At 40.7% G+C, this 15,994-nt stretch carries 12 protein-coding genes; 7 read left to right on the forward strand and 5 right to left on the reverse strand.

Annotation, left to right across the window (positions count from 1 at the left end):
• The first annotated feature begins 41 nt into the window (after nt 1-41).
• The 6 genes from IEY03_RS07500 to IEY03_RS07525 all read left to right on the forward strand — a co-directional run bounded on the left by IEY03_RS07500 (nt 42) and on the right by IEY03_RS07525 (nt 9,890).
• Nucleotides 42-767 carry a tRNA1(Val) (adenine(37)-N6)-methyltransferase gene (locus tag IEY03_RS07500; RefSeq protein ID WP_188840743.1) on the forward strand — a complete coding sequence of 242 codons (726 nt, stop codon included), beginning with the start codon at nt 42-44 and terminating at the stop codon, nt 765-767.
• 55 nt (nt 768-822) lie between these two features.
• Nucleotides 823-2,046 carry an ATP-dependent RNA helicase SrmB gene (srmB, locus tag IEY03_RS07505; protein ID WP_188840744.1) on the forward strand — a complete coding sequence of 408 codons (1,224 nt, stop codon included), beginning with the start codon at nt 823-825 and terminating at the stop codon, nt 2,044-2,046.
• A 371-nt stretch (nt 2,047-2,417) separates the two neighbouring features.
• Nucleotides 2,418-3,620, forward strand: coding sequence for an efflux RND transporter periplasmic adaptor subunit (locus tag IEY03_RS07510; RefSeq protein WP_188840745.1), 1,203 nt, complete (start codon nt 2,418-2,420; stop codon nt 3,618-3,620).
• Nucleotides 3,620-6,751, forward strand: coding sequence for an efflux RND transporter permease subunit (locus tag IEY03_RS07515; protein ID WP_188840746.1), 3,132 nt, complete (start codon nt 3,620-3,622; stop codon nt 6,749-6,751). Before IEY03_RS07510 ends, IEY03_RS07515 begins: the two co-directional genes overlap by 1 nt.
• Nucleotides 6,752-6,846: 95 nt before the next feature.
• Nucleotides 6,847-7,509: a TatD family nuclease-associated radical SAM protein gene (locus tag IEY03_RS07520; protein WP_188840747.1), complete on the forward strand. Its 663-nt coding sequence runs from the start codon at nt 6,847-6,849 to the stop codon at nt 7,507-7,509.
• 128 nt (nt 7,510-7,637) lie between these two features.
• Nucleotides 7,638-9,890 (forward strand): diguanylate cyclase, encoded by a 2,253-nt coding sequence (locus tag IEY03_RS07525; RefSeq protein ID WP_188840748.1) that lies wholly within the window; start codon nt 7,638-7,640, stop codon nt 9,888-9,890.
• Between the two features lie 7 nt (nt 9,891-9,897).
• Here IEY03_RS07525 and IEY03_RS07530 read toward each other — a convergent pair whose 3' ends face one another.
• From IEY03_RS07530 to IEY03_RS07540, 3 genes are all read right to left on the reverse strand, one after another.
• Complete coding sequence (locus IEY03_RS07530) at nt 9,898-11,298, reverse strand: hypothetical protein (protein ID WP_188840749.1); 1,401 nt, start codon at nt 11,296-11,298, stop codon at nt 9,898-9,900.
• Between the two features lie 110 nt (nt 11,299-11,408).
• Nucleotides 11,409-11,933: a hypothetical protein gene (locus IEY03_RS07535; RefSeq protein ID WP_188840750.1), complete on the reverse strand. Its 525-nt coding sequence runs from the start codon at nt 11,931-11,933 to the stop codon at nt 11,409-11,411.
• The gene (locus IEY03_RS07540; RefSeq protein WP_188840751.1) at nt 11,926-12,651 is read right to left on the reverse strand and encodes a winged helix-turn-helix domain-containing protein; all 726 of its coding nucleotides are present in this window, start codon (nt 12,649-12,651) and stop codon (nt 11,926-11,928) included. Before IEY03_RS07540 ends, IEY03_RS07535 begins: the two co-directional genes overlap by 8 nt.
• A 290-nt stretch (nt 12,652-12,941) precedes the next feature.
• Here IEY03_RS07540 and IEY03_RS07545 point away from each other — a divergent pair, with 290 nt between their 5' ends.
• A complete protein-coding gene (locus IEY03_RS07545) occupies nt 12,942-13,607 on the forward strand; it encodes a response regulator (RefSeq protein WP_188840752.1) in 666 nt (221 codons plus the stop codon).
• Between the two features lie 77 nt (nt 13,608-13,684).
• On the opposite strand, the gene IEY03_RS07550 is transcribed toward IEY03_RS07545, so the two are convergent.
• Nucleotides 13,685-14,425, reverse strand: a complete 741-nt coding sequence (locus IEY03_RS07550) for a DUF481 domain-containing protein (protein WP_188840753.1) — start codon at nt 14,423-14,425, stop codon at nt 13,685-13,687.
• Nucleotides 14,426-14,537: 112 nt separating this feature from the next.
• Nucleotides 14,538-15,887, reverse strand: a complete 1,350-nt coding sequence (locus tag IEY03_RS07555) for an MATE family efflux transporter (RefSeq protein WP_188840754.1) — start codon at nt 15,885-15,887, stop codon at nt 14,538-14,540.
• Nucleotides 15,888-15,994: the final 107 nt, after the last annotated feature.

Here is a 15,994-nt window from a genome sequence, read left to right on the forward strand (position 1 = left end):
TTTGCTACAATGCCCACTTGTTTCCCATATCCGTAAAACGCATGCCATTTACATTTAAACAATTCCATATTGATGACAGCCACTGTGGTATGTCGGTAAGCACCGATGGCGTATTATTAGGAGCATGGGCACCACTAGCTGCAGCTAGAAACATTTTGGATATTGGCGCAGGCAGTGGATTATTGAGTTTAATGGCAGCTCAGCGCTCCCATTTCGATGCTAAGGTAACCGCAATAGAGCTTGACTCGGCCGCTGTTGATGACTGCCAAGCAAATATTGCAGACAGTCCATGGCCAGAAAAAGTCACTCTGCTACACACTAGTATTCAAAATTACTGCTTATCATTTATTCAACAGTCGCAAACACATTATGACCACATAATTTGCAACCCGCCCTACTTTACCACTGGGCCACAAACGCAAAATATCGCCAGAGCCACAGCAAGGCATACCAATCAACTCAGCTTTATTGAATTACTCAGCGCGATTGCGCAGCTGTTAGATGAACGCGGTACGGCAAGCCTAATTATTCCCATTCAAAGTTTGACAGAGTTTCAACTGGCGTTGGCGCAAACCCCTTTGTATATAAGTGAATATGTCGCCGTTAGTAGCGTTGAGGGAAAAGTTGAAAATCGTTTATTATTGGCACTAAAACAGGGCGAAGTCTCGGTGCCAATTATCGTCAGTCAGATGTTTATTCGCAATAAACAGGGGCACTACTCATCCAAAATGATAGATTTATGCCGAGATTTCTACTTAAAACTTTAGCCTATGTGATTCGTCAGTTATAATGCTCGGCTACTTTTAAGCGAGACCCACGCGCATGTTATTTGAAGATTTCGATTTAGACCCAAGGTTATTAGATTCGTTGAAAGCCATGGGCCATAAAAGCCCAACCACAGTCCAGCAAGAAGCTATTCCGATGGCGATGGAGCAACGGGATATTCTTGCGCGTGCACCAACAGGAACAGGCAAAACGGCCAGTTTCTTATTACCCGCATTACAACACCTTATTGACTTTCCACGTCGCTTTGAAGGTCAAGCACGTATATTGGTGCTTACCCCAACGCGTGAGCTTGCTAGCCAGATCCATCGTTACGCTTGTCATTTAGCAACGGACTTGGAGCTCGATATCGCCATAATTACCGGTGGTGTACCTTACGGTCCTCAAGAAGAAGCGCTTGCAGGTAATGTGGATATTTTAATCGCCACTCCGGGTCGATTAATGGAATACCTAGACAAAAGAAAATTCGATGCAACTGAAGTCGATATTCTGATTATTGATGAAGCTGACCGTATGCTTGATATGGGTTTCTCATCTGTCGTTCAAGCAATTGCGATTGAGGCACAAGGTCGCAAACAGAACATGTTATTCTCTGCCACGTTAGAGGGCAGCGGTGTAGAACGTTTTGCTCGTGATCTGTTAAAAGATCCTATTACTATCGATGTAGAAGCGCCGCGCAGCGAAAAAGCTAAGATACATCAATGGGCACATTTAGCCGATGATAAAGATCATAAGTTTGCCTTACTCTGCAATATTTTAAGACAAGAGCAAGTTAAACGAACCATAGTGTTTGTTAAAACCCGTGAAGTGGTTGCAAGCCTTGAAGGCTTATTGTTAAAAGCCAATATCCCTTGTGCCTTTATGCGTGGCGACATGGAGCAGAAAAAACGTTTTCAGGCGTTAGGTCGTTTTACTAAAGGCGAAGTCAATGTGTTGCTAGCTACCGATGTTGCCGCTCGCGGTATCGACGTAGATGATATTACCCATGTCATTAACTATGACATGCCACGCTCGGCTGACACCTATGTTCACCGTATTGGCCGTACAGGTCGTGCAGGCGCTAAAGGTACGGCGATTTCTTTAGTTGAAGCACACGACATTCGTATTGTAGGCAAAATTGAGCGCTATATTGAGCAACCGTTAAAGCGTCGCGTGATTGAAGAACTCCGCCCTAAGCATAAAGAAGCCAAGGTGCCAGGAAAGAAAAAAGCCAATGCAAAAGACGCAAAAAAACCGTCTAAAAAGTTTAAGAAAAAGAAATAAGCCACTCTTATTACTCTTTTAGTTAAATGTTAATCTAGCGAACCTCATCAGGTTCGCTTTTTTATACCCAGCTCATTCCATTTTCAGCACTCTTATTAAAACTAGCCCAGTTTATATTCACTTATAAAATGATTCTCCCGCTGAAATTCAACACGATTAAGTTCTCATCTCACAAGATCACGAACAATCAACAATGTAACAAGCTTGATACACTTTATTTACTTAAAGCTGTTTAGGTAAAGCTGAAATTCTGCTAGTTTAGGCATAATACTGATAAGCATAAAAAAAGCAGTTAATTGATTGATGATAAAAACAACAATTACGACTTGTTAATAGCCTCAATCACAATTCAGCATGGATACGCAAAAAGAATGATAACTATTTTAAGAAGACTTTCTCCACTTTTTATCCTGATTGTATTTATTGGACTCGCTATGCTGCTAATGGGTACGCAAGAAACTCCCGAGCAGAAAGAAGAAGCAGCGATTCTGACAATTGTGGATGTAATGACAGTTGAGCAACAAACAGTGTCGTTAAACTTACCGTCATATGGTGTTGTTAACCCAAAATATAAAACTCAATTAGTCACCGAGGTCCAAGGACGTTTACAAAGTATCTCGACTAACTTTGTGGCAGGTGGCATGGTTAAAAAAGGCGAACAACTGGCCTTAATCGAACCCTCTGATTATGAAGCAGACTTAATGCAAGCTGAGGCGAATGTCGCCCAGGCTACTGCAATGCTTAACGAAGAGATTGCCCGCGGTGAAGTGGCGAAGATTGAGTTTAAAGACTTTGATAAAGGCGTTGCACCAGAACTAGGTTTACGTATTCCTCAACTCAAAAAAGAGCAGGCTAATGTTAAATCGGCACAAGCAGGACTAGCAAGAGCAAAGCGCAATCTTGAACGCACTGTAATTCGAGCCCCTTTTGACGGCATCATCAAGGCAAGAAAAGTAGATTTAGGTCAATACGTTACTTTAGGTACTAACTTAGGCGAGCTTTATGATACCAATATCGCTGAAGTTCGCTTACCGCTTACCAATAGCGATTTAGCTTACTTAGAGTCAATCGATAACCCCGATACTCAAGTAACCTTAAATGCATCACTTGCTGGCCAAGATATCTCTTGGGAAGGCAATATTATCCGCAGTGAAAATGTCATCGATGAGCAAAACCGTATGGTGTATTTAGTTGCGGAGGTAACCGACCCTTACCTACTTCAAGCTCGCAGCATGAACAAACTACCATTGAAATACGGCAGTTTTGTTACCGCTGTGATTAAAGGTCGCACTGTCACGGGCATCGTTTCACTGCCACGCCATGTGGTTCGAAATGATCAAGTTGCCATCGTTAAAGCTGACAATACCATTGAAATGCGTTCAGTGAATATTGTCAAAAGTGATATCGACAAAGTGTATATCAAAGATAGCTTTACCGATGGGGAACGTATTTCAACCACCAATGTGGTTAATTTATCTGATGGCCAAAAAGTAAAAATTTTAGGTGAAGGTGAACAACCTAGCCCTGCTGATGATGTGTCCGATGATGAAATCAGCCCAGCAGGAGTCGAATAATGCAAGGTCAGTCAGGGATCATAGCTTGGTTTGCCCGTAATAACGTTGCCGCAAACTTATTAATGTTAGTCTTGATTGGCGGTGGCTTATTCAGTGCCGTACTGATCAACAAAGAAGTTTTCCCCAGTTTTACCCTTAACCTTATCAACGTCAATGTGGCATACCCAGGAGCCGCGCCACAGGAAATTGAAGAAGGGATTAACATCAAAATTGAAGAAGCCATTCAAGATGTGTCAGGGATTAAAAAAATTACCTCAGTCGCCAGTGATGGCGTGGGTTCTGTGACGATTGAAGTCGATGATGGTTATGATGTTCAATCGGTACTTGATGAATCTAAGCTGCGCATAGATGCCATTGCAACCTTTCCTGATAATATTGAAAAACCGAACATTTTTCAGATAAAACCAGAAAACAATGTTATCTGGGTATCGGTTTACGGTGATATTTCTTTACATGATATGAAAGAAATCGCCAAATCGATTCGTGAAGATATAACCGATCTTCCTGGGGTCACTCGCGCCAAATTAAACGGTGTACGTGACTATGAAATAGGCATTGAAGTGTCAGAAGATAAACTGCGGGAATACGGCTTGAGCTTTAGCCAAGTCGCCCAAGCGGTACAAAACTCTTCAATAGATTTACCGGGTGGGTCTATTCGCGCCAAAGACGGTGATATTTTATTACGCACCAAAGGTCAGGCTTATACTGGCGAAGATTTTGCAAAAATAGCCGTATTAACTAAAGCCGACGGCAGCCGAATTATGCTACCACAGGTCGCTGAAATTAAAGATGACTTTGAAGAGCGTCTTGGTTATACACGTTTTAATGGTAAACCTGCTGCCATTATTGAAATCACCAGTATTGATGATCAAAATGCCTTAGCCATTTCTGAGCAAGTTAAAACTTATATTGCCGATCGACAAAGTAGCTTACCTGCTAATGTGCAATTAGATACCTGGGGAGATTTAACCCACTATCTCAAAGGCCGATTAAACATGATGTTATCTAACATGTTTTATGGAGCGCTATTAGTCTTTATCATTCTAGCCCTTTTCCTTGATCTCAAACTCGCATTTTGGGTGATGATGGGGCTACCAGTATGCTTTTTAGGCGCGATGTTACTCATGCCCATGGTTGGCATGTCAATTAACATGCTTACGCTATTCGCGTTTATTTTGGTGCTGGGGATAGTTGTCGACGATGCCATTGTTATTGGAGAAAGTGCTTATAGTGAGGTAGAGGAAAACGGACACTCATTAAATAACGTCATTACAGGTGTGCACAAAGTGGCCATGCCAGCTACCTTTGGTGTTTTAACCACCATTGCGGCGTTTGTCCCCATGATCTTAGTTTCAGGCCCTATGGGGATTATTTGGAAATCCATCGGCATGATTGTTATTTTATGCCTAGCCTTTTCATTGATTGAATCAAAATTTATTTTACCCGCCCATTTAGCACACATGAAAGTGCGTAAAAAAACCAAGCCAACAAATGTGTTTTCTCGCTTCAAAGTGGCCTTAAATGACAAGCTGCAATTCTTTATTCATCACAAGTATCGCCACTTTTTAGAGGCTTGTATTAAGCAACGCTACAATGTGGTAGCGCTATTTGTTGGGGTATTAATTCTCTCTCTCGCCTTAGTGGCTAGTGGTAAAGTGCGCTGGGTGTTCTTCCCTGATATCCCATCAGACTTTATCCAAGTCCAATTAGAAATGGATGAAGGCAGTTCTGAACTCAATACCTTAAACACAGTGCAGCAAGTTGAAGATGCTTTATACAAAATGAATGTAGTGATGGAAGAGAAATATGGCTCCGCTGTGGTTAAGCACAGTTTTGTGGCGCTAAACTCCCGTACTTCAGCATTTATCTTTACTGAATTAACCAAAGGTGAAGATCGTGAAGTAGACGGCGTAACTATCGCTGAAGAATGGCGTAAACAGTTGCCGGAACTGTTATCGGTGAAAAAACTCAATATTAACGCCAGCACTAATGATACCGGTGGCGATTTATCGTTCCGATTAACGTCAAGCGATTTAGATCAGCTAGCTGAAGCCTCAAAAGAAATCAAAGCCAAGTTAGCCACCTATGAAGGTGTCTATGATATTTCTGATAACTTTTCATCTGGTAGTCACGAAATCAGGCTGAACATTTTACCTGAAGCTGAAGCTCAAGGGCTTACACTGTCTGACTTAGCGCGTCAGGTACGTTATGGATTTTACGGTTATGAAGCCCAGCGAATTTTACGTAATAAAGAAGAAGTGAAAGTCATGGTTCGCTATCCTTTGGAGCAGCGACGCACGATTGGCCATCTTGAAAATATGATGATACGCACTAAGAATGGACAAACGGTTCCCTTCTCAAGTGTGGCATCAGTTGAATTAGGCGATTCTTACGCATCAATTACTCGTGTTGATGGGCGCCGCGCTATTACTATCCGCGCTAACGCTAACAAAAATAAAGTTGAACCAAGCAAAGTGGTGGATGAAGTACAGTCAGAGTTTATTCCTTATTTAACGGCTAAATATCCGCATGTATCAGCATCGCTTGATGGCAGCAGCTTAGATGAGCAGAATGCCATGATAGGTTTAATACAAGGCTTCTTCTTTGCCATGTTTACCATTTATGCATTAATGGCTATCCCATTAAAATCATATAGTCAGCCATTAATTATTATGTCTGTCATTCCATTTGGTATGATTGGCGCATTAGTGGGCCACTTCATGCTGGGACTATCGATGAGCGTATTAAGCTTGTGCGGTATTGTCGCTTTGGCGGGTGTGGTGGTAAATGATTCGTTAATATTGGTCGACTTTGTTAACAAGGCTAGAGAAGAAGGCAAGCCATTATTACAATCGGCTATAGATGCCGGTTGTTACCGCTTTAGAGCGATTATTCTTACTTCACTAACCACCTTTGTTGGTTTAGCGCCAATCATTATGGAAAAAAGCTTACAGGCGAAGATTGTGATCCCAATGGCCACATCATTGGCGTTTGGTATTCTGTTTTCAACTGTAGTGACCTTGATTCTAGTACCGGTGCTTTACATCATATTAGATGATATAAAACGGCTTATTAAACGTTTCTACTTGTGGTGGTGGCAACCCAAAAATACTGAAGCCGACTACCTCTAAAACGAACGATAACCATAAAACAGCGTCTAATTAGGCGCTGTTTTTGTTTTCAGATTCTGCGACATGACCAACATTCATCACTGACCAAATACACTATGATAAATCGTCATCCATCACCTTCATATTGTATGCAATCAACTCCATCTACAGACACCACTTTTACGCATACCTTAGTGTATGATATTCGCAGAAGTCGCTATATCAATCTGACTAGCCGCTGCACATTACGCTGTCAGTTTTGCCCTAAGCATAATGGCAGCAAACAAGTGGCTGAATATGATTTAACCTTGAGTAAAACCATCCATGCAGATGATATATTACCTTTGCTGGGGGATGTGTCAGCGTTCGAGGAATACGTCTTTTGTGGTTATGGTGAACCCACCTTAAATCTAGCAACGCTATTAACCGTAGCTGCCGAGCTGAAGCAACGTGGAGCTAAAGTCAGACTTAATACGGATGGGTTAGGCAATTTATTTCACCGACGTAATATTTTACCTGAGCTTTCAAAGTATATTGATGCCATATCAATTTCATTGAATGCCGATACTGAAGCGGCCTACATAAAACATTGCCAACCTAAGCTACCAAAGGCTTACGCTGCCGTTCGCGACTTTATTAAACTAGCTCCGCAATATATAAATTCAGTCTCTGTTAGTGCGATAAATGGATTAAGTGAAGTCAACATCGAACAGTGCCGTCAAATTGCAATCAATGCTGGATGCCACTTTACCGAACGACAACTTGATATTGTCGGTTAACCAAGCTTTAAAGTGAGTAACATCATAAAATGTAGGGTTCTATTATTTAGTTAAACAAATCATGCTAATATGAGTGTCCGCTTCACATCAGTGTAATTTGGCGATATTTTACAGACAAAGTTGGCACAATGTTTAAACGAAAAAATACCATCTCAAGTGCAATACCACTTATTGCATCAGTCCAAGATATTCATTGGTCTCGCACCCATATTTTGTCTCTTGCAAGTCAAATCATATTGCTGATTATCGGTCTGTTTATTGCCACAAATATGATTATTAATATGGGCGAGCGCAGACTTCAGGAAGACTGGGCTGGTCAACGTTACAGTGAATTGCAAACCGTCGCATCCTTGGCGTCAGATAAGATGAGTTTTTTACAATTTCGTACTCAAACATTCGCCAACGGTGAATTGCTTCGCCAATACTTATCGACCCCTAGTGAAGAACAAAAACACAAACTTTTCCAAAGCTGGGATTCGCTCACCAAACATATCCCTGAACTGCTCGGGTTAGCGCTGTACGATCCACAAGGTAATCTTAAATTTGCAACCTCAAGTAATTTTGAAGGGCTAACACTGCCGCCTAAATTATTGAAGGGAAAAAGTGCACTGGGTGGTGGCGAAATATTCTCTTCTGATATGGCCTTTATTCCTATTGATGGCAAGCTAGAACCTTATATTTTTCAACTAGCTTGGTTAGAAAACCCTGATCAGTCTATTAATGGTTATTTAATCACCTACAACTCAGTAACCCGCTTATTGGATACCATTAAACCGGCTTTTTTTAATCCCAATTCGCCACTTTTATTACTCGATCATCAAAGCTTTTTATATGCTGGCGCGAATCAGTCGAATCCACTCACCAACATGCCTGACACCTTAGGAGCGAGCTTAAAACAGACTCATCCAGAATTATGGCAATCTATGGCGATGAACAACTTTGGTCAATACCACAGTAAAAATTCCACTTTCGTATATTTGAAGGTTGAGCTTACCGGCCAAAATGAAACCAAGAGAGAATACTTCTTTTTATCGTATATCCGACATCAAGATATCGCCACCCGCTTTGAACAATGGACGATAGTGCTTGTGATCGCGAGCATTTTTATTGGCTTACTTGGCGTTGGGTTAATTGTATTCCGCCATCGCTATTTAATGGAACGCAAAGCTCGACACAATAGTATTCGACTGTCCAATGGTTTATTCAATACTGAGCTGAGCTACGCCATTACCAACGACAGTGGCAGAATTTTAGGCATTAACGAAAGTGCCGCTAACTCTTTACACTACCAATTAAAAACCTTAACGGATCGCAGTTTACAGCGGGTATTAAATCTTACCGATGATAAGTTCGATGAAATAGTCAAAATTCTAATTGATAAACAGTGCTGGTCTGGTTGCATAGGTTTAGAAGATGACAACCATCAAATCAACATCCATATCCACCGCGAATCATTATCACCATCTGAACATTACTGGATAGTAGTGTTTAATGATATCAGTGAGTTAGTAGCAAGTCGTCAGCTGGCATTTTTAAATCAACTGCTCAGTGACGGCGCTGTCGCCACTGCTTTGACCGATGCACAAGGTAAAATGATTAGTTGTAACCATTGTTTTGATAGCTTGATGAAGTTGCATGGTAATAACCAGCTCGATATCGCTTCACTACTGGGTGATGAAATTAGTCATATTTGGGGAAATATCCTGACCCAAGTGACACTTCAAGGTGAATGGCAAGGCCAAGTACAGCCTTTTGAAGAAAGCCGATTTACTAAAAACTTGAAGATAACCATTAACGGTCATCTTTCGTTAGAAGGTGATATTGAGTACTTGATATTTACAGTTGAAACCAACGCTCCCGCACCTATGCATAGCCCCAAAGTGTTGGCATCAAAAAGCAATATGGTGATGAGAATGGTCGATTTAGAAAACCATTTTTATAATATCAGTGAAAAAATTCGAGCAAGCTCAAGTTTAATGGTCATGGATATCAACCCCGAGGGCATTTTCAATAATATGGGTGATATTAGCCAGTTAGAAAAACGTCAACAAGATATTGAAAACCAAATTATAATCGATTTACCATCTAACTATAAATTAGCCCATTTACAGCTGGGTAAGTTGGTGTTGTTTTTACCCGAAACCGATGCCACACATACGCATTTATTTGCGATAAAGACCTTACAAAAACTTAGCCTGCTACAATTAGATGAAGGGATAAACATTGGTATTGCAGGGTATTTAGAAAAACAAACCTTAGAACAATATTTAGTCAATGCGGATGTTGCTCTTAAACGCGCGAAGCAATCTGGTGATCAAAATATTTGCCAAGCTTTTACTCGAACTTCTACATTCGACTTTGGCAATACCAGCATGTACTAAGCTGCCCTTATTCTTGCTCTATGGTAAACGGATTGATGTTATCAGGTAATTTGCTTTCAGTGATCTCAATAATACTAGAACGGTTCATGGTCACTTTAAATCGAGCGTACTCAGCAGGCTCTTTTCCGTCTTTTAGCACAGCGACTAAGTTAAGTTGATAGCGACGCTCAACCGATTCATTGCTGATTTTGCCCTCAGATTCATGGTAAATTTTTGCTTTACCGCGCTCAAGATGGCGGGCGAAAGGCACAAGGCTAAAGTTAACTTGCTCTTGAATTTGTGAATACCCTGCTTCAAATGGCTTATTAGTCACTTTAGTCGCAATGCGATAATGCAGTACCGTAGTATCAACCTTATTTTGGCTGTGGCGGTGCTTCATTATTTCAGCGACATTTTTAGGAATGTCCTGTTGGCGAATAAATTCCAGCCAAACTAATTGTTTAGCTACCACTGCCTGAGTTGTTGTATCGCGTAAGATGCGACTCCAACGCGGACGCCCGCGCTGAATAATGCGCCACATTGCATTGCGAATGTCTTCTTTAAAAATCTCACGAAATCCGTAGATCACCGCGAGCGTCAGTAATAGCGTTAGAGTTAAACCATTAAAGAATCCCTGAGCCTTAAAGATCAAAGCCGAGACAACTAACATCACTAATCCGGTTGCTAATCCGGTGACAAACTTCTTCAATCCAATCCCAAGCGGTTTCAACTCTTCTTTTAACACAACACCTTGCTGAATAAGACGTCGCAACAACAACATTTTATTAGAAATACGGTTGGCATCTTGCTTAGTGCTTGTTGAGTTATAACGTTTTTCAACTTCACGATAATCATTTTCACTTCGGCACAGAGCAATTACCTTTTCTGAAATATCACTATGTTCAGCGCTTCTTGGGCCATGAGCCAATGTTTTTAACAGTTGCTGCTCGCAAAACCACGAAAGATAGTTATCCGCATGCTCAAAGTAAGATTTCCACTTATCTTCACTGGGTTCATTACGACGAAATTTCTTTAATAGCTGCGCGACTTGATCACTTAAATCATTGAGTGCTGGGTAAAACTCTTGCGGTTCCGTTTTTTGACGTAGCTCTTTGGCATCAGTTTCAATGGCAACAGCAAACTGATAGGCGAATAAATTCAGATATAGGCGGAACTCTTCTAGGGTGCGTTTATTTAAGCTTGCAAAACGTGACTGCACTAATGGTAAATGAAGGCCTTTAGAATAATATGAACGACGACCAACTATGCCACTATGATAATAAGCTTCTTCATCTAAGGTTTTACTGTCTATCCACATTTCACTGGGTAAAAAAAAGTACAGGTCAAAAGCTCGCTGATCACCCGTTTCCATTTGGTGGCTAAATTTTACGGAAAGCGCTTCTTCTTGTTTAACTTTAACCTTTGCCACAGACCCACTCAATTAGTCGTTTAGATAGCGTAATCTTACTATAGTTTTGATAGATTTTTTATAGGATTAAATTAATTTACTTAAACCTACAATCATCTAAAGACTCAACATTAAGGCAATATCTTACAAGCCCATAACTGATTACTTGGGGAAAATTTTATCACTAAAAAATGTCGTTCTAAATCGGCTTCAATCACTTGAATACTTTGTGGAAAGAGTTGACCTAGTTTTAAACTATCTAGATTAAGCTCATGCAACAGGTAATCGTTCAAATGGCTCACTTCGGCAAATTTATAGTCGGTCATATTGACGTTGTAATCATAGGTCAGTGAGCCAGAATGCATAGTCACCAACTCACCTTCAAAGATGGCATATTCACGAATAGGTTCATCAAATGCGGAATAATATGCTAAAGACAGCCGACCATTTTGTTCAATCAATTGCAGCAACATGTCTCCACGCAATAACTCACCCTCTTGCAGATGAGCTAAATCAAACGCACTGGCCTGACATTGCACATCGTACATGTGCATTTCAGTAAACCAAGTTAACTTTATCATTAACAAAGTGAATAATAGCGCGCCAATATAAAGCCCACCTTTAACACTTAACAGCTTTGCGCAGATCTTATTCACAGATATGCACCTCTTTTAGCCAATTTGGACTTAACCATTTTTGATCGACATAAGCCCGGGATAATTTAACATTATGATATAACCAAGCAGCCTCAGTTTGTTGCAGCATAATGATACTTAGGCTTAGTTTGTCACGGGATAAGGCTAATGTGATCGTTTGCCAAGCTATCGCATCACAGCTTTTGATATGTTTGGCTATGATATTAACTTGCTCATTTAACTTATAATTCTCTTCGTCGGCGGCATAGACTAATAACTGGGTCAAACCGCCCTGCTTTGAAACAATCCGTTCTGAATAATCAGCTTTTATATGGCTTGTCGTCGACAAGCCAGAGTAGGCATAAACACAGCCTGCTATCACCAACATGATAATTAACAGATAGTGACTGTAGGGCAAAGTCCCTCGCGGCGACATCAATAAACTAGCATGTGGCGATGTTGTATTTTTATACAAAATAACGCCTTGATTGGGGATGTACTCCAATAAAATGTCTTTACCACCGCCTAAAAACTGAATCAATGATTCGATAATTTTGAGCATGGTTGTGCGATGCATATGAGGCGATTTTAGCTGATGAATTGATACAACTTGGCCACGATGTTGAACCAGTTGTTCCAACACCCAATATTCTTGATCATTCAATGGCCACGAAATGTCCTTAGCCTGATCGATTAATTGCTTATTCTGTCGGTCATACCAACAGTGACCAATTTGCATATCATGCTCTCTAAAACGATTGACCAACCGAAGTTAGCTTTAGCGTTATTTATGACAAGTAAAATGCGTTAGCTCATGACTTAATCGCTTCAGGCTTAATCGATTTACCTGAAATTAGCCTGAGGTGAACAACATTGTGCACCTATTTTGAATTAAAAATCGTGAACTTAAGCGCGAAAAATAAATAACTTGAGCAACAAAATGTATCGCGTCGACATTATAGAAGCGCTACATTTATAGTTCAGTCCACTTTCTATGTCTTTTTAATCCTATAGGGGCACTTAATAACTATGTTTACTTCAAAAGAAGCAAATAGTTTAAAGGCTATATTGGTTGATTCCATTAACCAGCAACGGGCACTTATTACTAAAAGCGATACTCTAGAGACTACAGACGAGCAAGAAACCAAGCTTATTACACTGGTATCGATTCACAATAAAGTAAAAATGATGCTTAATAAGCTGCAAAAGACCCCTCCGCCATTGACTATGCCTCGGGTACTGGTCGTTGATGATGCGGAATCAATGATAGGGATCACTTGCACCATATTATCGGAAATGGGATTTAAAAAAGTAGACAATGCCAACAGTGCAGAGAAAGCGTTAGCTAAGCTTATTGAAGCCTCAGAAAAAAAAGCGCCTTTTCAATTAGTATTAACTGATTGGGAAATGGAAGGAGATTCAGGGTTAGATTTATTAAAAAACATTCGCATTCATGAACAGCTATTAGAAACCGATGTTTTTATTATTAGTTCTCATGGGGAGCAAGCTAATATTCTTAAAGCCATTCAAGCTGGAGTAACCGGCTACATGCTAAAACCGATTAATTATAACGTGCTTAAACATAAGCTATCAGGATACTTGCCTGATCCTAATCTTCATCCTAGCGATAGTAATGATATTGTCCCGAAAGTGAATGCATTAGGTCATGCCATCAAATCAAACGCCAAGAATTAAGATTGTCTTACAGCAAGAATTGCATAAACATTAAAGCCAGCTTTCGCTGGCTTTATCAATGTACTAAAACAACAAGACTAGAATGAATAAAGCAATGTCATATTGGTTTCAGTATCCGTGCTTTCTTTACCTTCTAAAGGCTCGCTGTTATAGCGCACAACCACAGCAAACTTCATTGCCAACGCGCCAACAATGCTGGCGGTCAGAGATGTTTCAGAACGCGCATCTATTTTATCACCCCAATCAGCAACAAAACGTTGTTGAAACTTTGATGAGTCACTAATTTTTGTCTGGAAGTTTATCACGCCATGGGCAACAACACTGTCGGTAGATTCATAACCTTCAATCAATGCTGTTTCAGCATCTAAACGCTGATAAATATAACCGGGACCGATTTCAGCTTTTAAAGATGTATCAGCATTATCAATGATTCGATGACCATAACCAGCTGAGGTGGTAGAGGTGAAATCGTAACCAGTAAAAGGATCTAATTCGTAGTTGGTATTAGCAAACAGATAGCTGCGGTCGTTAATTTGATAATCACCCTGAACACCTGCAAAGAAACGCTTAGCGGTCACTTCTTTAGTGTCTTCTTTATAAAGCCCTTCCAGTAAGTATTGGTTTTCCCAATTATCTAACTCATGCTTCATATCCAAACGCGCTTTATAAGATGATGTATCCGTATTACCTGTTGTTAAGGTTGCCCCTAACTCAGCATCTGCAGCAAATGTTTTATCACCCTCAACAAAATCACCACCGGCAAAAGCAGTACATGGCATAACCATTGATATTGCAGCAGTTAATAGCAACTTTCTCATGTTATCTGATCCTTTATTTAACAATTAATCCCCTCAAAATCGTGCGCATGTTAACACTTTCGTGACTAAAATGAAAAACTCACAACCAATCAAACCCAATATCCCATTGAGATTAAAGATGATCTACTACCAAACTTTTAGTTTGCCAGCGCCCACTGCGCCAACGCCAAAGCATAGCAAGCCCACGTACCCACTCATCAATGGCTAAAGCGACCCAAATTCCCACTAGCCCATACTCTAAATGCACACCTAGCCAATATGCTCCCGGTACAGCAATACACCACATGGAAAACACACCGACAAAGAATGGGAATTTCGCATCACCACTGGCGCGTAAAGCATTTATTACCACAAGGTTAAAGGTTCTCCCTGGCTCCATAAATAAAGTTAAAATAAACAAAGGCGCCACGAGTTGGAGTACATCCCTCTCATCTGTAAACCAAGAGACTAAATATTCGCCATATACTGCTGCAAACGCCGCAACTGAAGTGGTAACTATAAGGCCAATTTTTAAGGCTCGATAAAGTTGCGCCTCTGCAGCCTTGATGGCTTTTGCTCCGACTAAATGACCGATAATAATCTCATTGCCGATCCCAATAGATAAACCAAATAACAAAATGAACATGCAGATCTGAAAGTACAAGGATTGCGCTGCTAACGCTTTATCGCCCATCAAACCGACAAAAGAGGTCACCACTAAAAATTGCAGCATCCAAGATAAGTTTTCACCCGCCGCGGGCAGACCAATATGAAACACTTTTTTAAGCATTTTCCATTGAGGATTAATCATTGAAGGAATGTGAAGACGAATACCGGTATAGCGAACAAACAGCAATAACATTATGCACATGCCAATAATTCGGCCGGTAACAGTGCTAATTGCAACACCTGCTACCCCCATTTGGGGCAAGCCAAACCAGCCATATAAAAGTAATAAATTACCTATGAATGTAATCACATTCATTGCCAACGTAACCCACATAGCCTGCAATGTATGCCCATGGGCGCGCATCGCACCAGCTATACACATAGCGACGGCTTCAGGTATCAAGCACAAACCAACAATTTGCAAATACAACTTACCGTCAGCCAATAGATGCTCAGGTAGATTCATTAAGTACAAAATAGTGCTTGCCCCAGCAATGCTCCCTAATGCTGCAACGACACCCACCCCTAAATTAAATCCAATCGATGAGTACACCACTTCTCGGGCAGCCTGCTTATTCTTAGCCCCTAGGTATTGGGTTATTACAACGCTGGCACCAATGCTTACAAAGCTGAATAGGGTAATTGCCAACTCAAATACCATATTACCTACAGATAATGCGGCAACACCTTGATAAGAAACGTGACTGATCATAAATGTGTTTAATGCAGCGGTAAGAAAGTGCAGTGCAAAATCAATAAACAATGGCCATGTAAGGGCAAAAAGCTTGAGGGGTTTATCTGTCGAAGTTTGCATAACAAAATCACTTTAATGATATAAAACAGAAATTAAACTACATCACGCCACAGCCAATAGAAGCTAGTACGTCATGGCAGTTGGGCTTTAGCCTATCTTTAGAGATA

This window comes from Shewanella aestuarii (assembly GCF_014647215.1).
Lineage (GTDB): Bacteria > Pseudomonadota > Gammaproteobacteria > Enterobacterales > Shewanellaceae > Shewanella > Shewanella aestuarii.